We start from the raw sequence: 21,211 nt of genomic DNA on the forward strand, positions 1-21,211 counted from the left end.
CCGACCCCGTGACCCACGTCCTCGGCCGCCGCGACTCCGGTGGAACCGCCGAAAGCGCCGCCGACCAAGACCCCGAGACGCCGGTCTCCGGCCGGCTCGGAGCCTACCGCGCCCGCGACGGCAGTCACGGTGCGGCGGTCCACGTAGACCTCGACGGCCCGCACGCCGGACTCGTCGTCGGCAAGCGCGGCTACGGCAAGTCCTACACGCTCGGCGTCCTCGCCGAAGAACTCGCCCGCGCGCCGGGGGTCGCCCCGGTGGTCGCGGACCCGATGGGAATCTTCGGGTCGCTCGCCGGTCTCGGAGCGGACGTCGTCGCTGACCCGCGCGTCTCCGCCGACGCGCTCGCGCCGCGAGCGTGGTGCGACCTGCTCGGTCTCGACGCGGCGTCCGCGGCGGGCGCGCTGGTCTGGCAGGCCGCCGGGGCGCGCTCGTCGCTCGCCGGGATGCGCGCGTTCGTCGCCGACGCCGACACGAAGGCCGACCGCGCGACGCGCCGGGCGGCCGACAACCACCTCGCGCTCGCCGAATCGTGGGGCGTCTTCGCGCCCGAGGGACCGACCGCGAGCGACCTGCTGAACCCGCCGGAGGGAACCGTGCTGGACCTCTCGGGACTCGACGGCGCGCCCGCGAACGCGGTTCTGCGTGCGGTCGCGGGCGGTCTCTACGACCACTGCGTCGGCGCGCGCCCGGCGCGCCTGCCGTGGTTGCTGGTAGACGAGGCTCACGCCTTCTTCGACGGCATCGCGGCCCCCGCGCTCCGGACCGTCCTGACGAGGGGCCGCCAGCCCGGTCTGAGTTTCGTGGGCGCGACCCAGCGCCCGAGCGCGCTCCCGGCGGTCGCGGTCTCGCAGGCCGACCTCCTGCTGGCCCACCGGCTCACCTCGCGGGCCGACCTCGACGCGCTGGCCGCGGCCCGCCCGAGTTACCTCGGGTCGTTCGAGGAGCGCCTGCCCGACGCCCCCGGCGAGGTCCTGCTCGTGGACGACGCGACCGAGAGCGTCCACGCCGTTCGCGTCCGCGAGCGCGAGACACCCCACGAGGGCGGGAGTCCGAGCGCGACCCGGCGGATGGAGTGACCCGCCGGAGGGAACGACCTCACGGGGGGAACGACTCGCCGGGAGAGCGACCCGCCAGCGCGCTCCGAAAACGGTATCCCGGTCGACGCGCTCGCCTCGGACGAACGTCGAATGTCGGCAACCGAGGCCCGCTCACTCGAACGACTGAAACCCCTCCTGCTGGTCGCGGTCGGCGGGTTCGCGGGCGCAATCGCCCGCCACGCGGTCGCCGTCGCGCTCCCCGGCGGCTTCCCGTGGGGAACCCTCGCGGTGAACGTGCTGGGGAGCTTCGCGCTCGGCGTCCTCCTCTTCGAGGCGACGGTGACGGGGCGTCTCGGCCCGGAGACGCGCCTCGTCCTCGGCACGGGCTTCCTCTCGTCGTTCACGACCTACAGCACCTTCGCGCTCCAGACCGCGGCGCTGTCGCCGCGCTGGGCGGTCGCCAACGTCGCCGCGAACTACGCACTGGGCTTCCTCGCGGTGGTCGCCGGTCGGATTGCGGTCCGGTCGCTCGCCGCCCCGGAGGTAGCAGGATGAGTGTGAGCGACGGGACGGGCCGGGAGGCAGGCCGATGAACCCGGCCCTGCTCGTCGGGTTGGGCGGCGTCCTCGGCGCGCTCTCGCGGTTCGCGGTCGGGTCGCTGGTCGGGTCGCTGGTCGGCGGTCGCCGACGGGACACGCTCGCGGTGAACGTGCTGGGGAGCTTCGCGCTCGGCGCGCTGACCACTGGACTCGCGGCCGACGCGACGCTCTTGACGGTCTTCGGTACCGGGTTCTGCGGCGCGTTCACCACGTTTTCGAGCTTTGCGGTCGAGACGGTCGAACTGTACGAGACCGGCGCGCGACGCGCGGCGGTCGTCAACGCCGCGACGAATCTGGTCGGCGCGCTCCTCGCGGTCGGACTCGGCGGCTGGCTGGCGACGGCTCTCTGACCGCGCTACGCCAGCGGGTCGGCCCCCGAGTTGCGGGGTCTCTCAGACTGACAGCGTAGTGATAATTCCGGCTTTGGAAGTATACGAACACGTCGCAAACTTTAGTATGAAGGAATGAGGTGAGAAAACCGATGCCACTGCGACCCACCGACACCGATCTTCTGGCTGACATCTGTATGTCGGTCGCACTACAGAACTACGGCTTTCTGTACATCGACCGAGTCAACGACGAGATACGGTCGCGCTACGAGAGCGGCGAGAAGAGTCGGCTCAAGGCGAGTTCGCTGTCTCAGACGGAGATCAAGAAGGCGATGGACGACGTGGTCTCCGACGAGTACTCGGACCTCCAGCGGCTCCGAACGGGGGTCTACTACTACGACCCCTTCGGGGCCGGCGACGACCAGGGAATCGCCGACGAGTTGACCGCGCTGTTCCGCCAGCAACTCGTCGTCACCAGCGAGGAGTTGCGCTCGCGGTTCGACCTCGCTATCGACGACATCGACTTCTTCGCCGAGGAGTTGGCGGACCGCAATCTAGTCCGGCGAATCGCCACCGGCGAACGCGACTACTACACCATCGGGTCGCGGCTCAAGGAACAGGCGGGCGAGGCGGGCGTGGACGCTCGCCTGCGCGAGAAGGCCACCTACGGCAAGCTCTCGCACGACCAGCTGGAGAAGGTCATCAACGTCTCGGCGACCGCCGACGTGATTCGGTACCTCGAAGCCGAGGAGTTCGTCATCGACTTGGACGGGGAGTATCTGGTCGAGAGCGCCATCTCCCGGTACGGCCAGTATCTCGCCGACGAGATCGGCGACGCCGTGGCGAGCGAGTTCGAGAACTCGGGCCACGTCCTGCCCGAGACGGAGTTCTCGCAGGTCGTGGAGAACGAGGTCTCCGAGCGGTCGGACGTGCTCGCGCAGGCGCGGGGCGTCCGCGGCGACATCCTCAAAGCGACCGAGAAGGCGCTGAAAGCGGACCTCGGTCTCGAACCCGACTCGCCGGTCGTCCGCCAGACCGACGAGTTCGAGTCGTACGTGGACCGGCGCGCCGAGGAGATAAAGCGCGAAGTCACCAACAGCGGCGAGCGCCTCGCCACGGAGTCGGACTTCCACGACGTCGGCCACCCGATGGTCGAGGAGGTCCACGTCGGCACCGCACAGCAGGCGAACGAGTACGCTCGGGACGCGATACGCGACCGGTTCGACGAGATGGTCAGCGACGAGTTCCGCGTCGAACAGTCCGACACGTGACCGACCAGCAGACGACTCTCGCAGAGACATTCACTCTACGACAATGACGCAAAAATATCGAAGCTTCACCGAAACCGAGATGGGCGACGGCACCTACGTCGTCGCCGAGCCAGTCAGCCAGACAGACGACGCCGTCCGCATCGAGGCCGGATGGTTCGACACCGAAGACGACATCGAGGGCGAGTGGGAGGACCCCATCGGTGCCATCATCCGCAACGACCTGACCGGCGGGATGGAACTGACCGAGGGAACCGGCACCCTCTCGCGCCGGCAGGCGGTCGAGAACCTCGCGGACGCGACCAAGGACGGCGAACCGCTCGTCTCCGGCGAGACCGAGGCCGAGGCGCTCATCGACTACTTCGCCGCCAACGACGTCCTCGAACTCGACGAGAAGAACGACGACGTGGTGTTGCTCAAGGACCCCAACGAGGTGTCGGGCAAGATGGTCCTCAACTGGGCCGCCGCGATGGCCGCCTGCGTGGACAAGATAGACGAGACGATGAACCGGTTCGAGCGGGCCAAGGAGAAGCTCCAGAAGCACATGGAGAACGTGGACGCCAACCCCCAGCGCACGGAGGAGCTGATGAAGGAGAAGGCCCAGGAGCTGATGGCGCTCGGCGACGGGTCGGGCTTCCCCGACCGGAGCGAACTCTCCGAGCAGGCCCAACAGAAGTACGACATCCTCCGCGAGGACTTCATCTACTACAAGAAGCTCAACGAGGCCGGACAGGAGAACGTCTCGACCGCCCAGCAGGGCGTGGACCAGATCGCCAACATCATCCAGAAGCTGGAGGGTGCCCGCGAGGTCTTGGACCAGAAGCAGGGGCAGGTCCGGACGCGAGCGCTCAAGGAGCGCGTCTTCCCCGAGAGCGAGGTCAACATCGCCATGAACATGGGCGAACTCGTCACCAGCCTCGCGGGCGTCGGGAGCATCGAGGAGGAGGCCGAGAACATGTCCGAAGACGACGTGGAGTCCGCCGTGACCGACGTGTTGAGCGACGCCCAGAACATCGAGGGCGCGCTCGACGACACCCTCGGCGACGAGAGCGAGGCCCAAGAGGGCCAAGAGGGCCAAGCCAGCGAGTTCACCGTGTAACATGCAGGCCCAGTCGCTCCTCGGTAGCGCTCGCGCCCTCGACCGCCGGCTCGACGACCTGCTGTCGGCGACCGTCCTCGCGGGCGACCCCGCGGCGTGGGACGACGCCGCCGTCGTCCGCACGACGCTGACCGACGTCGCCGAGCAACTGCGGGCTGGTGCCCCGTTCCCGACGGGCGGCGACCCCGCCCCGAGAGACGAGGCGTTCGTCGGCCTGCTGGCGGCGCTGGACGAGCGCGACCGACCGACGCCCGAGCGGGTCGCGGCGGCGTTGGACGGCGGCGAGCGCGCGCTCGACAGACTCCGCGAGACCGGCCGAGTCGAGGTCGCGGGGTCGCGGGTCGTCGTCCCGCTCGGGCGCGACCCCGCGGGGAGCAACTGGTGGGCGCTGCTGGAGTACCTCCGCGACTCGGTCGCGGATCTCGCCGGAAAGGCGAGCCGAGTTCGGGGCAGGGTCGTCGTGGACGGCGCGGACGCCGCGCTGGTCGCGGCGTGGGACAGCGTGGTCGAGCGACTCGACGCGCTCGAAACGGTGCTGGACGAGACGACAGCTAACGGTCGGTACGCCGAGCGGAGCGTCGCGGCGGGCGACGGTCCCGAGCAGTTCGTCGCGTGGGCGGCCGACCAGTTCCGGAGCCAACAATGAACAAGACGAATCTACAACCGATAACCAACGAGAGCCAACCGACTTCGCACGTCCGGGTCGGCGAGAGCCGAGTCAACTCCTCGAACGTCGTCCGACTCGAACACCGCGGCATCGACGCGTTCTTCTACGCCAAACCGGTCGAGGACTTCGTCGGCGGCATCGGCAACAAGGTCAAGTTCCACGAGAACGTCGCCAAAATCTTCGGCGGCATCGACTTCTCGTCGCCGTTCTACGTGGACGCGAAGGTGAGCAAGCGCGACGTGGAGGCCGCCCGGAGCGTCGAACTCCGGGTCCGCGGCGCGCCCGAGGACCAGATAGAGCAATTCATGCGCCAGAGCGAGTACCTCGTCCACAACATGGAGGAGATAGTCTCGAACGGCGACGACCTCGTGCCGGTGCAGGTGTACTCGATGGAGCCGTCGGGGTATCGGACCCTGCGCGTGACCGACGACACCGACATCGAGTTCGTCTCCCGGTCGGACGTACGGGACCGCAGTCCCGACGCGCCCGGCGGTTCGGGCGGTGGCGGCGGCTCGGGTGGCGGTCCGGGCGGCGCGGGCGGTCCCGGCGGCGAGAGCGAGAACGACGTGGACATCGACGTGACGCCCAAGAAGCCGACCAAGAGCTTCGAGGAGGACGTGGCCGGACTCGACACGGTCAAGCAGACCGCCCGGACGATGCTGGCGATGTTCGACCCCCAGAAGCAGGAGAAAGTCGAACGCCTCTACGGCGAGGGGTTCGCCTCGCGGGGCGGGAGCATGCTCCTGTACGGTCCGCCGGGGTGTGGGAAGACGCTCATCTCCGAGGCCATCGCCCACGAGGCGAAGAACGAGACCGACATCGAAGACGAGTACGGCGACGTGAAGTTCCTCGAAGTCAAGGGCGGCGACGTGCTGTCGCGCTATCCCGGCGAGTCCGAGCGCCGCATCGAGGCGGTGTTCGACCAAGCCCATCAGGTCGCCCAAGACGGCTTCGCGGTCCTCTTCTTCGACGAGGTGGAGACGCTGATTCCCGACCGGAGCGACGACAGCCTCCAGCGCCACGAGCGGTCGCTGACCAACGCGTTCCTGCAGGAGATGAACGACATCGAGGACAACCTGCTGGTCGTCGGCGCGACCAACATGCCGTTCACCATCGACCCGGCCGCGACGCGGCGCTTCCCCATCCAGCAGTTCATCCCCCAACCCGACGCCGAGGTCATGTCCCAGGTCTGGGAGGTCAACCTCCGGGACCTACCCAACGCCGACGAGATAGACTTCCAGCGACTCGGCGAGGAGTCGGTCGGTTACACCCCGGCCGAAATCGCCGACCGCGTGCTGGGGAGCGACCTCCAGCGCGAGTTCGTCGAGAGCGTGGTCCACGACGACCGCGAGGCCATCACGCCCGACACCGACTACCTGCTCTCGTGGCTGAACGACACCGAACCGAAGACGGTCCGCCAGTACGTCTCCAGCGTCCGCGAGCAGTTGGACGACTTGGAGGGCTACCCCGAGATGCAACGCTACGTCGAGGAGCAGGCCGAGAAACACGGCATCTCGCTGGGCAACGGCGGCGGTGGCGGACTCGGCGACTTGCTCGCGTCGGCGGCGGGCGGCGGAGAGGGCGCCGGCAGTGACGGAGACGCCGCCGCGAGCGGAGACGCCGCCGGCGTCGGCGACGGCGGCGACGCCCCCGAACTGCCCACCGGAGGGGCCGACTCGTGAGCCACTCCGGCCCCGCGGGCGGCTACGCCCCGACCGAGTCCTTCGAGTCGGGGCGGGTCACCGCGGTCGCGGCCGACGCCGACCGGGTGGTGCTGGGCACCGACGACGGCGCGGTCGAAATCGTCGCGGCCGACGGCCGGACGACCGTGGCGTTCGAGGCCCCGATAGCCGACCTCGCGGTCGGCAACCGAGTGTACGCGCTGGCCGACGGGAGCGTCGTCGCGCTCTCGACCGCCGGAACCCGCGTCTGGTCGGTCGAACTCCCGGAGGCGAGCGAACTCGCCGCGCTGCCGGAGGCCGACGTGCTGGGCGTCGTGACCGACGACGACCGACTCGTCGGGTTCGACGGCGAGACCGGCGGACAGGAGTTCGGCGTGGACCGGCCCCACGCCGACGTGACCGGCGACCCCGGCTTCTTCGGCACGGACGGCGCGTTCGTCCTCGTCGCGTGGTCGTTCCTCGCGGTCCGGAACTTGGACGGGAGCGAGCGGTTCGACGAGAACTTGGACGGTGCCATCGAGTCGGCCGGCATCGTGGACGACACCATCGTCGTCTCGCTGAAAGACGAGCGCGTCGTCGGCGTGGACCTGACGACCGGCGAGAAGCAGTGGGAGCGGGAACTCGCGGTCGCGGACCTCCCCGACCGGGGCGACGACGCCCTGCTGTTCACCGCCGAGGGGAAACTGGTGTCGCTGGAAGCCGACGGCACCTACACGCCCGTAGAAGACCTCCCGAGCGGCGACGTGTATCCGACCAGCGACGGCGACCTCTTCTGTGCGGTCGCGGACGGCACTATCGCGGTGTACTCCTCGACCGCCGACCCAGCCGACGCGCTCGACGTCGCGGTCGAAGACCCGCGACTCGTGCCGGGCGAGACCGACGCCGTGGACCTTCGCGTCGAGAACGTCGGCGACCGCCCGGTCGCGGCACCGCTCCGGGCCGTCGGCGACGGCGCGGCGCTCGACCGGACGGAGTGGACGGTAGACCTCGCGCCCGGCGAGTCGGCGACGCGCTCGCTCCGCGTCGAGTCGGTGCGAGCCGACGACACCGCCGCGCTCGCGGTCGAGTCCGACGGCGACCACCTCGCGTCGCTGTCGCTGTCGGTCGAAGCGCCGCCCGGCGCGTCGCTCGCGGCCGAGGTCGAACTCGACGCCGTGACCGACGGCGCGGCCGCGCTCACCGTCGCGGTCGAGAACGAGGGCGACGCGCCCGCGACCCACGTCTCGGTGTCGCCCGGCGACGTGAAGTTGGGTCGGCTCGCGCCCGGCGAGTCGGCCGCCGCGGAGCTCGAACTCCCCTTCGAGCCGGGCACCGCGGTCCCCGTCGCGGTCCGGGGGGACGCCGCCGCCGCCGAGGTCGAGGCCGCGCTCCCCGACCGCGGGTGTAGAATCGACGTCGACGCCACCGACGGGTTTGTGGACGTGACCGTCGAGAACCCGACCGACGCGACCGTGGCCGACGACCTCGCGGTCGCGGGTGACTGCTTCGACGCCCCGGTCGAGCGCCGGGTCGAACTCGGCGCGGGGGAGCGACTCGTCGTCGCGCTCCGGCCCGAACGGACCGTCGAGACGGCCGACGTGGATGCCGGTCTGGTCGGTCTCGGCGCGAGCGCGTCGGCCCGGTTCGACGGCCGCCGCTTCGGCAGGGCGGGCCGCGGCGGGTCGGGTCGGTCGGACGGTCGGCCGCCCGAACGCGAGCGTCCGTCGCGGCGCGACGGTCGCTCGCCCCGCGAGGACGGCCGACGCGAGGATTCTCGCCGCGCGGAAGGCGAACGGTCGCCGCGGCGCGAACGAGGGCGCGGCGGCGAGTCGCGCGAGCGAGACCGGCGACCGAGACGCGAGTCCGACCGGCGCTCGCCGCGACGGGAAGCCGACCGGCGTCCGCCCCGGCGAGAGACCGACCGCCGACCGGCCCCGCGCGACCGAGACGGGCGGTCGCCCCGACGAGAGTCCGGTCCCGAGCCCCGACGCGAGGAGTCGCCGAGACCCGCGCCCGAGACCGAGAGCGACGCCCGGCAGGGTGACGCTCCGCGGCGCGACGACCCGGGAGACTCCACCGGGTCCGACGAGTCCCGGCGGCGCGACGCTTCCGCGTCGGCGTCCGCGATGGCCGGCGGTGACGCCGCGGAAGACGCGGCGACGGTCGGCGACGCCGCCGGCGCGACCGGCCCGGTGCTGGCGGCCGACCGGCGACTGGAGACGACCGACCCCGCACGGACCCACGGCGTCCGCGAGCGAATCGCGGTCCGTAACGAGGGCGACGACGACGCAACCGGGGTCGAACTCTCGCTGGCCGACGAGACCGTCTCGGTCGGCGACCTCGCGCCCGACGACCGGGCGACCGTCGAGCGCTCTCACGCCTTCTTCGACGCCGAGGCGACCGACCTCCCGGCCGGACGGGTCGCGGGCGACGACGCCGACTGCGCGGTCGAGAGCGAACGCGTCTCGGTCGAACCCGCCGACCTCGCCGCCGAAGTCGTCTTCGCTCTCGAGGAAGACGGCTACCTCGTCCGGGCGAAACTCGAAAACGGCCGGGACGTGGACTGTGCGGTCGAGCGAATCGGCACCCGCGAACTCGGCATCTGGGACGCCGACTGCCGGGTGCCCGCCGGTGAGACGGTCGAGTGGACCCGGCGAGTAGACGGGTCGGGGCTGGACGGAGCGGTCGAGACGGTCGTCGAGTACGCCTTCGCGGACGGCGAGACCGAGCGATTCGGTACGCTCGGTCGGGTCGGCGAAGCGTCCGCGACCGACTCGGCGGGCATCGAGACCGTCGCGGTCAACGTCGGCGACGAGACCCGCGTCTCCGGCGGATACGGAAGCGTCGTCGTCGTGGTCGAAAACCGCGGCGACTCGCCGGTCGAGGACCTCTCGGTCGAAGCGACCGGGGAGGCGGTCAGCGACCTGATGTACGCCGGCGGCGAGGACGTCGAGCGACTCGAACCCGGCGACGAGTTCACCCACTTCGTGGACGTGGAGACCGACGGCCCGGAGGCGAGCGTCTCGGTCTCGCTGTCGGCCGACGGCGACGAGAGCGAGGTGACCGTGTGCGGCCCGGCCCCCGCCGAGGAGGACGACTGGTCCGACGAGACGCTGGCCGACTGGTCGGTCGAGCGCGGCGACGCCGACGACGGGCGTCCGAGCCACCTCCGGTCGACGTTCGAGGACGCCTGACGCGCCCCCTCTCCGGTTTTCCGGATTTTGGATTTCTCCGGTTTTCGGCTCTCTTCGACTTTTCAGTTCGCCCGTTTTCCGGTTCTCTCGGTACCCCACACGAACTCTTTCCTCGCACGAACCCCCGCCCATCGCTGTTCTATCGAACGAAACGATAGAGAATCCGCTGCGGCTTCTGTACAAACCGAAACGAACGAAAGGGTTGCTCGCGCGCTACGACGCCACGAGGAAGTCGCCGCTGACGGCCTCGCGGGCGTCCCGGACGTAGGCGTAGGTCGAGCGAACGAGGTAGACGACCAGTCCCACGAACCCGAGGACGTAGGCCGCGGTCGAACCGTACAGCGAGTAGCGCGCTATCCGATAGCGGTTCGCCATCCGCTGGCGCTCGTCCGCGACGCTCTGGGCCTCCTCGGTCGCGCCCGCCTTCCGGAAGGCGGTCGCGGCCTCGCCGTAGGCCGCCTGCACCGCCGAGGTCTTCCGTCCGAAGGCGTCCCACTTCGCCGGGTTGAGCATGAGCGGTTGGCCGGCGACGACCGTCAGCATCTCGTCGCGCATCTCGTCGTGGAGCTGACGGGCCGACTGGCGCTTCTCGTTGCCCTTCTTGACCGTCTCGGTGTAGGCGTCGAACGCCGCGGCCGACTCGGTGCGGAGGCGTTCGGCGCGCTGGTCGTTGCCCTGCAGCGAGGCGAGTTGCGCGAGTTGGCGCTTGATGTGGGCGCGCTCTATCATCGAGACGTTGCCCGAGTCGAGCTGTGACCGGTAGTAGTCGGTCTGCTGGGAGACGAGCTTTTGCACCGTCTCGTCGGCGGCGGCCCGCGACTTGTCCGCCGAGTTGCGCAGCTGCGAGTCGTCGAGTTTCGAGACGTAGTTGTCCAGCAGGTTGTACGTCGCGGCGGCCCGGACCACCTCGTCTTGGGCGGCCTCGTTGCCGTCGCTAGCTCTGGTCTCGCGGGCGTTCTGGACCGACTCGATGAACAGCAGGGTCGCTCGCCCGGCCGCGATGGAAGTCGAGAGGTCCGTCCGGGACACCTCGCCGCCGTTCCGGAGTTCGCTTTCGAGCGTGTCGAGGGTCGTCACCATCCCCGAGGCCGTCTCGCTCTGCCAGTCGCCCGACCCGGTGTACTGATTCAGCGGGTCGCGTATCTGGTCGAACGAGTAGGGCTTGGGCGTCGCGGTGACGGTGACCGTTTGGTTCTGGACGTTATCGCCCTCGACGCGGTAGGTCCACGTGTACTTGCGGTACAGCTCCGCCGACGTGTCGAACCGGAGCGCCACGACGAACGGCGCGGCGTCGCCCGCGGTCAGCGTCGCTGGCGGGCGCTCGACCACGGTCAGCCACTTGTCCGGCCCGGAGACCTTCGTCACCGACAGGCCGCTCACGTCGCGGTACTCCAACGCCTCGGCCACGTCGGTGCTCTTCGTGAGGTTCTTCGTGACGATGACGTCGCCGTAGGTCAGCGAGGTCTTCTCGACCGATAGCTCGACGCCGTGACTAACCGAAATCTGGCGGCTTATCTGCTTGCTCCCGGCCTCCTCGGCGTTCACGCTGACGCTGAGTCCGTAGTCGCCTTGGGGTGTCGAGGGGTCGGCTTCGACACGGACTGCCACCTTGCCGTTCGACTGGCCGGCGATGGTGTCGGGCGCGTCCACGACGCTCGCGGTGACGCGACTGCTGTCGGTCCCCGCGCTCGCACCTTGGATGTTCATTTTCTTGTCACCCGTGTTGGGCACCATCACCTCGATGGTCTTGGTGTGGGAATCGACCTCGGATCTGGGCTGGTCGAACACCATCGAGGTGTTGCTGGTCGAGAGGCTCCCGAACCGGGCCGGATAGATGACTCGCCCGGTGAACTCTATCTTCTTGCCGACGCTGTTCTCGCCGTCCGGCTTGAGGAACGCGGTCCACCGGAGGTCGCTGTGTTGGGGCGCGTTGTCCTGCACCGACACTGACACCTCCGCGGTGGCCGACCCGTCGGGCGAGGTGTCGAGGTAGCGCAGGCCGCTGAATCCGATGGAGCCGTACTGGTCGGAGTTCGTGACTTTCGAAGTGACGCCGCTGATGCCGGTGTAACCGCCCTCCTCGGAGACGGTGAACTCGACGGTCTTGTCGCTCCCGACGAGGACGTCGCCGACATCGACCGTGCCGTCGTCTCCGGCGTCGAGGACCGCGGGCTTCGCCACCGTGACCGACACGTCGAAGCTCTGGCTGTTCCCGAGGTTGTCGGTCACCGTCGCCCGGAACTGGTAGTTGCCCTTCGAGACCGACTCGTCGGCCTCGATTTGGAGCTTCATCGACTTGGTGCCGCCGGCGTCGATTCTGTCCGGCAGGTTCTGGGCGTTCACCGTGAACCCGTCGGGCACGTTGCTGAAGGTGACCTCCGAGGGCCGCATCTGGCCTTCGCCGGTGTTCGGGATGTCCACCTTCTTAGTCGCGCTCCCGGTGTTCTTCGATTCGAACACCACGGTCGCGTCCTGGTCGTCGATAAATCCGAACTGCGGTTCGGTCACCCTGACCGTGAGTCGTTTTCGTTCCGCGCCGCCGTCGGCGGTGTACGCCGTGTGGTAGCCGGCGTTGGCGCTCGCGGGGACGGTCGCCTCGTAGCGCAGTTCGTACTCGTGGCCCGCCCGGACCTGCCACGACGTCCCGCTCCCGCTCGCGGTGCCGTCGAGGTCGGTCCACTCTTGGAAGGCGAACTCGACGTTCCCGTCGGCCATCTGGCCGTTCACCGTGACCGTCCGGTTCGAGGTCGCCTCGAAGGTCGTCGTCAGCGTCCGGGTTATCTGGTCGCCGGAACTCGCCGCGGCCGACGCCCGACTCACCGTCACGCTCGACTGGGCCGTCGCCGCCCCGGCGAAGCCGTGGAGCGCGACAAACAGCGCGAGACAGACCGTCACCGCACTGCGTCTATCCATGACGAACCCCCTCGGTCGCCACGATGTCACCGATTTGGGCGTCGTCCACGTCGCGCGCCCACGCCGTGAGGCGGTGGGCGAATAGACCCGCGACCAGCGCCACCGCGGCCGCGAATCCGAGCGCGAGCATCGCGCTGGCGAGCGCCAGCGACGCGACAGCCGACTGGGTGCGCTCGCGCATCTCGGAGATTCGCTCGGCGCGGTCGGACAGTCCGTGTTCGGCCGTCACGTCCGCGGCGGTCACGAGTCGGTCGCTGGCCGCCCGCGCGGACGCGTACCGGTCGAACACCGACAGCGTGTGGGTCGTGAGCGCGCCGACGGCCGAGTCGCACGACTCGCGACAGGAGTCGAGGAACTCGCCCGCGGCCGCCACCGACTCGTTGAGCGTCTCCACGTCGGTCTGGTAGGTCGCCTGGAGTCGCTCGCGCTGGACGACCAGATTCGAGTACTGCTGGACCGCGCCGCCGCGCTTGTACGCGGTGGCCGCGCTCTTCATCAGGTCGAGTCTGCTCCGCGTGTCGTTGGTCGCCAGCGCCGCCTGGTGGAGCGCTTCGCCCTGATTCTGGTAGAACCGGTCGAGTGCGAGGGTGGTCAGCGCCGCGTACTGGCTCCCGCCGGCCGCCCGGAGGTCGGCCACGAGCGCCTCGGTCCGATTGGCGCGTTCGAGGCTCTCTATCCGGGACCCGCTCTGACTCAGGTTGTAGGCCTCGTCGAACGTCACCAACACCTCGTACACCAACCGCATCCGCTCGGCCTTCGCGTCGGTGAACGTCCCGACCTGCACGGTCGAGACGGCCTGTGCCCTGACTACTTCGAACTCGCTGTACTCCTGAAACGCCGGGTGCCCTTCGAGTCCGCGGAACGCGTCGAGGAACTCGTCGGCCGTCTCCGGCGACGACTCCTCCGTCTGGGTCTGGGTCGCGGCCGCGGGAGCGACCAGCGACCAGCAGATAACCGCGATGGCGAACGCGCATCGGGCGCGTTTGTGTGTCTCCGTCACGTCTAGAACACCGTCCGTTCGAGTCGTTCGCGCAGTTCCTCGTGGTCGAACAGTTCGTCCACGGCGTCCAGCAGTCCGGACGCCGCGAGGACGACCGCCGCGCCCCGAACCGGGTCGTCGTCGGGCGCGCGCTGGACGAGTCGCTGGACGCCCTCCCAGAGTTCGCGGGCCGGAGCGACCACCGCCACGTCCGAGCGCTCGTCGTTGATGCGGTCGTCCACCGCTTGCAGTTGGGTCCGGACCGGTTGGCGCTGCGCCGTGCGGTCCTCCGCGAGGAGGCCGAAGAGGGTCTCGGCCTCGAAGTCGCCGCTCCACTCGACTCTCGCGTCGGGCATGTCCACGCAGGCACCGAACAGGTCGGTGTTGCGCTTGGTCGCCATCGCGTCGTCCACGAGTTCGACCGTCTCCTCGGCCGTGTCGAGCAGCGCCGCGACCACCTCGTCGGGGTCGGCGTCGGCGATGGCGAACCGGTGGCCCTCCCGCGGGAGTCGCTCCACCGCGTCGAGCAGCGCGGTCACGACGCTCCCGTAATAGCGCGGAATCGCCACGTCGCGGCCCGAGGCGGTCGTCAGCGCGTCCACGTCGCGGCGAATATCGGCGATGCGGTCGCGCTGTCGCCGGTCGAGACCGTACTCGAAGCTCGCGTCGAGGGTCGCGCGGGTCCGCTGGCCGTCGCGCACCCGGACGCGCTTGGACTGGACCGCGAAGGCGTCGCCGGGAATCTCCGTCCCGGCCTCGTACTTCCCGACGGGCAGGTCGTCGAACTCGGCCGCGCCGTCCGCGCCGGTCGTCGCCTCTCGGTTCCCGCCGACCTCTCGGACGGCCTTCTCGCGCGAGCGAATCTCGACGGGGAGTCCCGAGACCGCGGCGCCGTCCACGGTCACGGTCACGTCGAGGCCACCGGTCCGCAGTTCGAGCGACAGCGACTGTTCGCCGACGCTCCCGTCGAGCGCCACCGTGGTCGCGTCGTCGTCGTACTTCTCGTGGCTGGCCGATAGCTCGACTTCCTCGGCCCCGAGCGGGAGGCTGAACGTCACGCTCCCGTCCGAGTCGGTCCGGCGCGTGTCGCTCTGGCCCCCCTCGATAGTGGCCGTCACCGGGACGTTCGAGAGCGGTTGGCCCTCGCCGTCGGTCACGGTTGCCGGGACCGTCCGCGGCCCGAGTTCGAACTGGAGCGTCTCGTCGGATTGAATCTTCCGCGGCCGCTTCTCGTCGGTGACGCCAGCGGCTTCGGCCGCGAAGCGCCACGTCCCGCGTTGGAGCGTCACCGACCCGGAGCCGCCGGTCAGCGTGACCTCCTCGTGGCCGTCGCTCCCCCGACGGGCGGTCCGGTGTTTCTGCTCGGCGACGACCCGCACGTCTTCGGTCGCCAGCGAGTTGGTGCCGGCGTCTATCGCTCGAAGCTCGACCTGGTGGTCTCGGGTTCCCGAGGACGCCCCCGCGCTGGTACCGCTCGAACTGCCGCCGCCGCCGATTCTGAGGCCGGCGACGACGCCGACGACGCCGACGAGGAGGACCACGACGGCGCCGCCGAGGAGCATCTTGTTTCCGGTGACGAGACTCAACACGCCCGACGAGTCGCCGTCACCCGTGCCGCCGCCACCGTTCGCGGCGCTCTGCGACGCGTAGAACAGCGTGTCGTTCGCCGACTCGTTGCCCGTCACCGCCGCGCGGACGAACTGCTCGCCCGTCACGATGACGCGGTAGCCGCCGTCGGGATTCAGGCGGTAGGGCGTCGAACTCAGGTTCACGTCGCCCTTCTTCACCGGCACCGAGACCGAGACGTATCGCGACCGGTCGGTCGCCGAGTCGTTCCGGGTCGCGTTGGTCAGCCAGACGGTCGTTCGCTTCGCCGTCACCGACTGGTCGGCCAGCGACACGACGCTTCCGTTCTGCGAGACCTTCGCCGCTATCGTCTCGGTCGAGCGGGCCTGCTCGGTGACGTTCACGAACAGCGGCTGGCCGTCGCGGTACGCCGAGACGGTCCAGCGGTTCGCCGCCGCGACCGCCGAGTCCGCGAGCGTGAGTCGGCCGTTCTTCGCGCCGACCGCGCCGGCGAACCGCCCGCCGCTCGTCTCGACCGTGAGGTCGTACTGTCCGTTCCCGAACAGCGGGTTCGACACCGCGAGCGTCCGGCCGTCGAGCGCCGTAACGCGGGTCGCGTCCGCGACGTGCTTCCGGATGTTCATCGAGGTCTTCGCGCGGTTCGGCACCGCGAGCTTCGCCTTCTTGTCGAGCGGGAGCGAGACCGCGCCCGCGTCGAACTTGACGGCGAGATACGGGTTGCCGTTCTCGTACTTGACGGTCCCCGACACCGGCTTCTTCGAGCCGTCGAGTTTCAACGCCACCGAGGTACCGCCCTCGTACCCGAGCGCCTGCTTCAGCGGCACGCGGAGCTTCCCGTTCTCGAATGTTGCCGCTTTCGTCTTCCCGAACTTCAGGTATCGCAGGTTGGCCGTCTCCGAGAATAGCTCGGTCCCGTTCGACTTCACCGTCACCGTCGCGTTCTTCAGGTTCTTCTTCCGAACGCTGAGCTTTTTCACCGGGATGCGGAACGTATCGGTCGCCTTCTTCTTCGCCTTCTCCGGATGGGTGTAGGTCTTCCCCGCGACCGAGACGCTGATTTGTTTGGTCGCCGTCGCGTTCTCCCCGAGTTTGACGACGAGTTTGTCGCCGTTCCGAGTGACGTGGTCGGTGCCGTCGCTCGCGGCCCCCAACCCGGCGACGCCGGCGACGACCGACAGCGCCAGCAGGGCCGCGAGGAGGGTCGCGCCGAGGCGTTCGCGTCGTGAGGAGTTCGTCCCTGCCATGCTACCCCTCGTTGATTTCCATGTACTCCGTCAGGTTGTCCTCGATGCGCCGGAGGTCGTCGGCCGAGAGCCGAGCGTTCCCGAGCGACCGGCCCGACTGGAGGCTCTGCTTGTACTCCTCGAACTCGTCCCACGAGTGGTCGAGGAGGGGGTCCAAGTCGAACCCGCCGAGCAACAGCAACACGTCCACCTCGTTGCTCCGGTCCTGCTTCGGCGTGAGGCTGGTCATGCCTGAGGCCCCGAGCAACCCGTGCTTGCGCTTCCACTCGTTGAAGGCGTTCTGCACGTCGGGTTCCGTGATGTCGCCGTTCTCTATCATGTGTTCGGGCGCTCGCACCACGGCGTAGGTGACGCGCGAGGTGCCCACGTCCATCGGGACGAAGGCGTTTTCGGCGGCCTTGTCGAACATGTACTCCATCTCGAAGAGGTCGCCGTTCAGTTCGGTCGCCACCGCCGGGGTGAAGTGGTACGCCCCGATTTGGGAGGGGACCGTCACGTAGTCCTGAATGTCGATGACGCCCCGCGTCTCCCGGCCCGCGCCGATCATAAGGTCGATGGCCGAGATGATCTGGTCGTTGACCTGACCGTAGTCGGTGCCGGTGGTCTCGTCGTCGCTCAGATGGGAGTTGGCGACCAGCAACACCATGTCGGCGTTCTGGCTCCCGTCGGACGACCGCAGGAGCCGCGAGAGACCGCAGACCGCGTTGAACTGGCGTTGGGGGGCCTCGTAGTAGTAGGGCCAGACCGCCAGCGCGGCGTGGATGGTGCTGTCCATCCACTGCTTGTGCTGGCTGGTGTCGAGACCGCTCCTGAACTGGTCGATGACGTACGGTATCGACCCGTTGCCGGTCCCGCCGCCCAGCGTCGCGGCGTGGAGGAACGCGTCGGTGTGGCCGCTCAGGTCGCTGATGCTGGCGACGATGCGGTCCAAGTCCTCGCGCGCGGCCTCCTTGCCGGTCACGAAGAAGTTGCCCGCGCCCTGCTGGGACCCGAACTCCAGCGCGTGGCGCGCCCACGGGTCGTCGTCGATTCTGTCCTCGATTCGGGTGATGGTGTTGCGGATGTCCGCCCGGTTCGTGTTCATCACGAGGATGCGGTCGTCGATGCCGGGGTTGTCCGACCGGGTGAAAAACTGCGAAGCGATACGCCCACCACCCTCGCCGGAAGCGATGACCATCCACTGCGTGTACGTGTTCTGCTTGCTTGACATGTTAGGCTCGTTTGGTTACTCCGTCTGCGGTGAGTTCGACCGATTCGCCGAACTCGGCGTCTGCGATGGCCCCACGAATCACGTCGTCGGGAAGCGGTGCCGACAGGAACCGGGTCCTGAAGTCGTCGAACGTCATCGTCTCGTTCTCGCCGAGGTTGTGCTGGACGACCATCTCGACCTCCTGGTCGAGTTGCTCGCCGTCGTAGGCGACCACGCCGTCGGCGTCGGTCCGCGTCACCGAGAGGTCGGCCTCTTCGGCCCAGAGCGCCAGCAGACACGGCACGTAGTCGTCGGTGATGGGGTAGTCCATCGACGCCGCCAGATACCCCTCGTCGTCGTACTGGTCGGTCAGGTCGTCTTCGAGGTCGGGCAGGTACTCGCGGATGTCGGCCTCGACGCCCTCGCAGACCTGCTCGCGAAGGCCGACCTCGTTCATCGTGAGTTCGACCCGCGCGTCGTCCTCGACCGTGACCGTCTCCTCGGGGGTCCGGTAGTCGTCGGGGTCCGGGACCGCCCGGACCTCGTACTCGCCGAAGGGGACCTCCTCGAAGGTGACCTCCTCGGCGAGGTGGGTCCGGCGGTGTTCGCTGTCGTCGTGGGCCGTCCCCTCGATTTCGATGGCGACGCCGCGCTTGGGTCCGCCCTCCTCGAACTGGGCGAACACCGTCACGTCGTGGGTCTCGCCGTCGCCCGCCGCGACCAGCGCCGGTCCCGAGGGGTCGTAGCTCACTTCGGCGTGCTTGCGGGCGTAGAGCTCCATGAACGCGCCCGCGTCCTTGACCGGGAGGTCGTCGGCCGCGACCTCGGCGCTGGCCCGAATCTCCTGTTCGATGACCGACTCGATGTCGTCGTACGACCGCGCGACCGACGCCTTCTCCGAGAGGTCGTCGAGCGCGTTCGAGAGGTCGCCGACCGCGCCTGTCCACGTCAGTCGGAACTGGTCGAGGTCGTCGGTCCGTCGGAGTTGGGCCTCGTACTCCTCGTCGCCGGCCGAGGGCCACTCGTAGTAGTCCGCGGGCACGTCGGCCCGCCCGAGCGCCGACAGGTCGTCTTCGAGGTCGCCCTCCATCTCAGCGACCATCTCGACGCTGACCTCCCGGAGGTCGTCGCGGTGCTCCCGGAGGTCGCTCACGTCGAGCGCCGAGTCGAGCGACGCCATCGCGGCGTCTATCTCCTCGACTCGCTCGACGTGGCGCGCGCTGACGTACTCCTCGACCACCGACGATTGGACGGCCTCCAGCAGGTTCTCGACCGACTCGCGGTCGGCCTCGAACCGCCCGGAGAGGTCGCCCTCCAGCGCGGCTTGGGCGTCCAGCACCGTGTCCACCGCGCCGTCGTGGTCGTCGGCCTCCGCCCGCGACCGGGCGTCTTCGAGGAGGTCACGAACGCGGGCGTCGTCCACCCTTCCGTCAACGTCCGCGAGCAGGGTCTCGACTTCCTCGCTCGCTCGCTCCACGACGTCGGTCGCGTCGGCGCGGTGGTCGGCCAGCACGTCTTCGAGTTCGTCCACTTCGTGGCCGGCGTCGTCAACTGCCTGCTGGCCGCGCCACGACCGAACGTCCGCGAGGTCGGCGGTTTCCAGTCGGCCGAGCGTGTCGCGGAGTCGCCGGAGTTCGCTCCGGACGAACTCCTCGAAGGAGTCGGTCAGGGTCGAATCGAGGTCGCGCACGTCCGACTGGATTCGCTCCAAGTCCTGGATGTCGGCCGACCCGAACCGCTTGGTCGAGTAGGTTCCCGCCGCGGTGTCGAAGCTGACGCCTTGTTCTTCGAGGTCGTCGGCGACGCGCTCCACGTCGGTCTCCACGTCGTCGGCGTTCCAGTCGGGGTACTCGCCGTGGAGCGCCTCGAACTCCGCGTGGAAGTCCCGGAGGTCGGTCGCCGTCTCGGTCGCCTGCTGTTTGGTGTAGTTCGACTCGCTGGTGCCCTGTCGGGAGACGACGCTCCGGACGTAGACGCCGACGCCGACGACCAGCAGCGTCGGAATTCCGATGGCGATGAAGCCGACGCCGAGTTGGGAACTGGTGAACAGGAACAGTCCGAGTCCGACCGCCGCCGCGACGATGACGATGCCGCCGATGCCGAGTGCCGATTTGGTTTCTCGTTTCATAGGAGTCCTCCGAGTGTCGAGAGGCCGCCGAGTGCGACCAGTCCGCCGACCGTCAGCGCGAGCGTGAGGACGGCGAGTCCGACCGCCCGCACCAACACGCCCAGGCCGTAGCTCACGTCAGAGTTGACCTGTCGGTCGTACCGGATGTCTTCGAGTCTGCTCGCGGTCAGCTTCCAACCGGGGAGCGCGCCCGCGACGAGACCGAGCAGAGCCGCCCCGCCGAGGTTGAGCAGCACCGTCGTCTTCGCGTCGCTCGCGGCGGTTTCGAGCGCCGAGTGGTATCGCGTCATCGCTCGCTCCGCCTCGGCGTCGGTGCGGCGTTCGCGGCGCTGTGCGGCGTCGAGCGCCGACAGCGCGGCCGTCCGCCCGTCGCTCCGCCACGCCGTCTCGTAGAGGCGCGTTTCGAGGGCCTCGCCTCGCGTCGCCACGGCGCTCCGACTCTCGTTGACCGCGGTGACGACCGTCTCGTTGAGCGCCGCGGAGTCTCCGCCGCCGGATTCGAGCGCGGTGGCCGACTCGTTCAGTCGCGCCGTCGCGTTTTCGAGGTTCGAGAGCGACGCGAGATAGCGCTGTTCGGCCTTCCGATACGCGTCGGCGGCCGACGCGTTCTCGAAGGTTATCGACCCGTTCGCCAACTTCGACTCGACGGTCGGGGACTGCTGGACCACGACCGAGACGCCCGCCAAGTTCTGCTTGCCGGAGACGAGTCCCGGCAGGTCGACCCGCGACTTCTCGCCGGTCACGCGCACGGTCACGGTCGCGTCGGTCCGATTCAGGACCTCCAGTCCCTCGGGGTTCTCGAGCTTCCACTCCGGTCCGCGGGTGGGCTTCACCTCGCCTCCCTTGCAGAGGGCGACCTGAAACGTCGTTCCGGGGTAGAGCGACGTCTCGCCCGTGAGAACCTGCTGGGACGTCGGGTTCGACGCGCCCGGTAGGACGCCGATCAGCACCTCGCCGCCGGAGGTCTGAGCGCACGCCGTGCCCGCGTCGGGGTAGGTCGCCGCGCTCGCGGGGACCGCTCCGACGACCAGCGAAACCACGAACAGTCCGACCAGAAGCCGCCTCATCCGCCGTCACCTCGGTTCAGATACGCGCCGACGCCGCCGCCGACCAGTCCGACCGCGAGTCCCAGTCCGAGCCCCGCGATTCGGGGGACCCACGGGTCGTCGGCGGCCGCCAGCGCGGCCGTCGTGTCGTCGGTCTGGGCGTCTATCTGGTCGGCCAGCGTGGACGCCGCTACCGGGTCGGCGACGCTCGCGGCGGTTCCGGCCGACGCCGCGACCACCGCCGAAACGGCCATAAAGATTATGATTA

General features: G+C 69.2%; 15 protein-coding genes. 8 read left to right on the plus strand and 7 right to left on the minus strand.

The window, feature by feature from the left end:
• Positions 1 to 8: 8 nt before the first annotated feature.
• The 8 genes from M0R88_RS09315 (at position 9) to M0R88_RS09350 (ending at position 9,857) form a co-directional block, all read left to right on the plus strand.
• On the plus strand, positions 9 to 1,079 hold the full coding sequence (locus M0R88_RS09315) for an ATP-binding protein (protein ID WP_248656655.1): 1,071 nt from the start codon (positions 9 to 11) through the stop codon (positions 1,077 to 1,079).
• A 111-nt stretch (positions 1,080 to 1,190) separates the two neighbouring features.
• Entirely contained in the window at positions 1,191 to 1,595 is a 405-nt protein-coding gene (gene crcB, locus M0R88_RS09320) for a fluoride efflux transporter CrcB (RefSeq protein ID WP_248656656.1), read from the plus strand.
• Positions 1,596 to 1,629: 34 nt separating this feature from the next.
• The gene (locus M0R88_RS09325) at positions 1,630 to 1,989 is read left to right on the plus strand and encodes a fluoride efflux transporter FluC (RefSeq protein WP_248656657.1); all 360 of its coding nucleotides are present in this window, start codon (positions 1,630 to 1,632) and stop codon (positions 1,987 to 1,989) included.
• A 131-nt stretch (positions 1,990 to 2,120) separates the two neighbouring features.
• Positions 2,121 to 3,239 carry a hypothetical protein gene (locus M0R88_RS09330; protein ID WP_248656658.1) on the plus strand — a complete coding sequence of 373 codons (1,119 nt, stop codon included), beginning with the start codon at positions 2,121 to 2,123 and terminating at the stop codon, positions 3,237 to 3,239.
• A 43-nt stretch (positions 3,240 to 3,282) separates the two neighbouring features.
• Complete coding sequence (locus M0R88_RS09335; protein ID WP_248656659.1) at positions 3,283 to 4,335, plus strand: hypothetical protein; 1,053 nt, start codon at positions 3,283 to 3,285, stop codon at positions 4,333 to 4,335.
• Between the two features lies 1 nt (position 4,336).
• Positions 4,337 to 4,981 carry a hypothetical protein gene (locus M0R88_RS09340; RefSeq protein WP_248656660.1) on the plus strand — a complete coding sequence of 215 codons (645 nt, stop codon included), beginning with the start codon at positions 4,337 to 4,339 and terminating at the stop codon, positions 4,979 to 4,981.
• On the plus strand, positions 4,978 to 6,684 hold the full coding sequence (locus M0R88_RS09345) for an ATP-binding protein (RefSeq protein WP_248656661.1): 1,707 nt from the start codon (positions 4,978 to 4,980) through the stop codon (positions 6,682 to 6,684). The genes M0R88_RS09340 and M0R88_RS09345 overlap by 4 nt, the downstream gene beginning before the upstream one ends.
• Complete coding sequence (locus M0R88_RS09350) at positions 6,681 to 9,857, plus strand: outer membrane protein assembly factor BamB family protein (RefSeq protein ID WP_248656662.1); 3,177 nt, start codon at positions 6,681 to 6,683, stop codon at positions 9,855 to 9,857. Before M0R88_RS09345 ends, M0R88_RS09350 begins: the two co-directional genes overlap by 4 nt.
• 213 nt (positions 9,858 to 10,070) lie before the next feature.
• On the opposite strand, the gene M0R88_RS09355 is transcribed toward M0R88_RS09350, so the two are convergent.
• The 7 genes from M0R88_RS09355 to M0R88_RS09385 are packed head-to-tail and all read right to left on the minus strand — an operon-like array spanning position 10,071 to position 21,197.
• A complete protein-coding gene (locus M0R88_RS09355) occupies positions 10,071 to 12,770 on the minus strand; it encodes a COG1361 family protein (RefSeq protein ID WP_248656663.1) in 2,700 nt (899 codons plus the stop codon).
• Complete coding sequence (locus M0R88_RS09360) at positions 12,763 to 13,770, minus strand: hypothetical protein (protein ID WP_248656664.1); 1,008 nt, start codon at positions 13,768 to 13,770, stop codon at positions 12,763 to 12,765. Before M0R88_RS09360 ends, M0R88_RS09355 begins: the two co-directional genes overlap by 8 nt.
• Before the next feature lie 2 nt (positions 13,771 to 13,772).
• Complete coding sequence (locus M0R88_RS09365; protein WP_248656665.1) at positions 13,773 to 16,580, minus strand: hypothetical protein; 2,808 nt, start codon at positions 16,578 to 16,580, stop codon at positions 13,773 to 13,775.
• 1 nt (position 16,581) lies between these two features.
• Complete coding sequence (locus M0R88_RS09370) at positions 16,582 to 17,790, minus strand: FtsZ/tubulin family protein (RefSeq protein ID WP_248656666.1); 1,209 nt, start codon at positions 17,788 to 17,790, stop codon at positions 16,582 to 16,584.
• Position 17,791: 1 nt separating this feature from the next.
• The gene (locus M0R88_RS09375) at positions 17,792 to 19,897 is read right to left on the minus strand and encodes a hypothetical protein (protein WP_248656667.1); all 2,106 of its coding nucleotides are present in this window, start codon (positions 19,895 to 19,897) and stop codon (positions 17,792 to 17,794) included.
• The gene (locus M0R88_RS09380; RefSeq protein WP_248656668.1) at positions 19,894 to 20,964 is read right to left on the minus strand and encodes a hypothetical protein; all 1,071 of its coding nucleotides are present in this window, start codon (positions 20,962 to 20,964) and stop codon (positions 19,894 to 19,896) included. Before M0R88_RS09380 ends, M0R88_RS09375 begins: the two co-directional genes overlap by 4 nt.
• Positions 20,961 to 21,197: a hypothetical protein gene (locus tag M0R88_RS09385; RefSeq protein WP_248656669.1), complete on the minus strand. Its 237-nt coding sequence runs from the start codon at positions 21,195 to 21,197 to the stop codon at positions 20,961 to 20,963. The genes M0R88_RS09380 and M0R88_RS09385 overlap by 4 nt, the downstream gene beginning before the upstream one ends.
• Between the last annotated feature and the right edge of the window lie 14 nt (positions 21,198 to 21,211).

It is taken from the genome of Halorussus gelatinilyticus, from assembly GCF_023238445.1.
In the GTDB taxonomy this organism is placed as follows: domain Archaea; phylum Halobacteriota; class Halobacteria; order Halobacteriales; family Haladaptataceae; genus Halorussus; species Halorussus gelatinilyticus.

Excerpts from the sequence above, each read along its gene's own strand:
- M0R88_RS09385 (WP_248656669.1), bottom strand. The coding sequence starts at position 21,197 with ATGGCCGTTTCGGCGGTGGTCGCGGCGTCGGCCGGAACCGCCGCGAGC.
- M0R88_RS09345 (WP_248656661.1), top strand. The coding sequence starts at position 4,978 with ATGAACAAGACGAATCTACAACCGATAACCAACGAGAGCCAACCGACT.
- M0R88_RS09335 (WP_248656659.1), top strand. The coding sequence starts at position 3,283 with ATGACGCAAAAATATCGAAGCTTCACCGAAACCGAGATGGGCGACGGC.
- M0R88_RS09370 (WP_248656666.1), bottom strand. The coding sequence starts at position 17,790 with ATGTCAAGCAAGCAGAACACGTACACGCAGTGGATGGTCATCGCTTCC.
- M0R88_RS09355 (WP_248656663.1), bottom strand. The coding sequence starts at position 12,770 with ATGGATAGACGCAGTGCGGTGACGGTCTGTCTCGCGCTGTTTGTCGCG.
- M0R88_RS09340 (WP_248656660.1), top strand. The coding sequence starts at position 4,337 with ATGCAGGCCCAGTCGCTCCTCGGTAGCGCTCGCGCCCTCGACCGCCGG.
- M0R88_RS09330 (WP_248656658.1), top strand. The coding sequence starts at position 2,121 with ATGCCACTGCGACCCACCGACACCGATCTTCTGGCTGACATCTGTATG.
- M0R88_RS09380 (WP_248656668.1), bottom strand. The coding sequence starts at position 20,964 with ATGAGGCGGCTTCTGGTCGGACTGTTCGTGGTTTCGCTGGTCGTCGGA.
- M0R88_RS09375 (WP_248656667.1), bottom strand. The coding sequence starts at position 19,897 with ATGAAACGAGAAACCAAATCGGCACTCGGCATCGGCGGCATCGTCATC.
- M0R88_RS09365 (WP_248656665.1), bottom strand. The coding sequence starts at position 16,580 with ATGGCAGGGACGAACTCCTCACGACGCGAACGCCTCGGCGCGACCCTC.
- crcB (WP_248656656.1), top strand. The coding sequence starts at position 1,191 with ATGTCGGCAACCGAGGCCCGCTCACTCGAACGACTGAAACCCCTCCTG.
- M0R88_RS09325 (WP_248656657.1), top strand. The coding sequence starts at position 1,630 with ATGAACCCGGCCCTGCTCGTCGGGTTGGGCGGCGTCCTCGGCGCGCTC.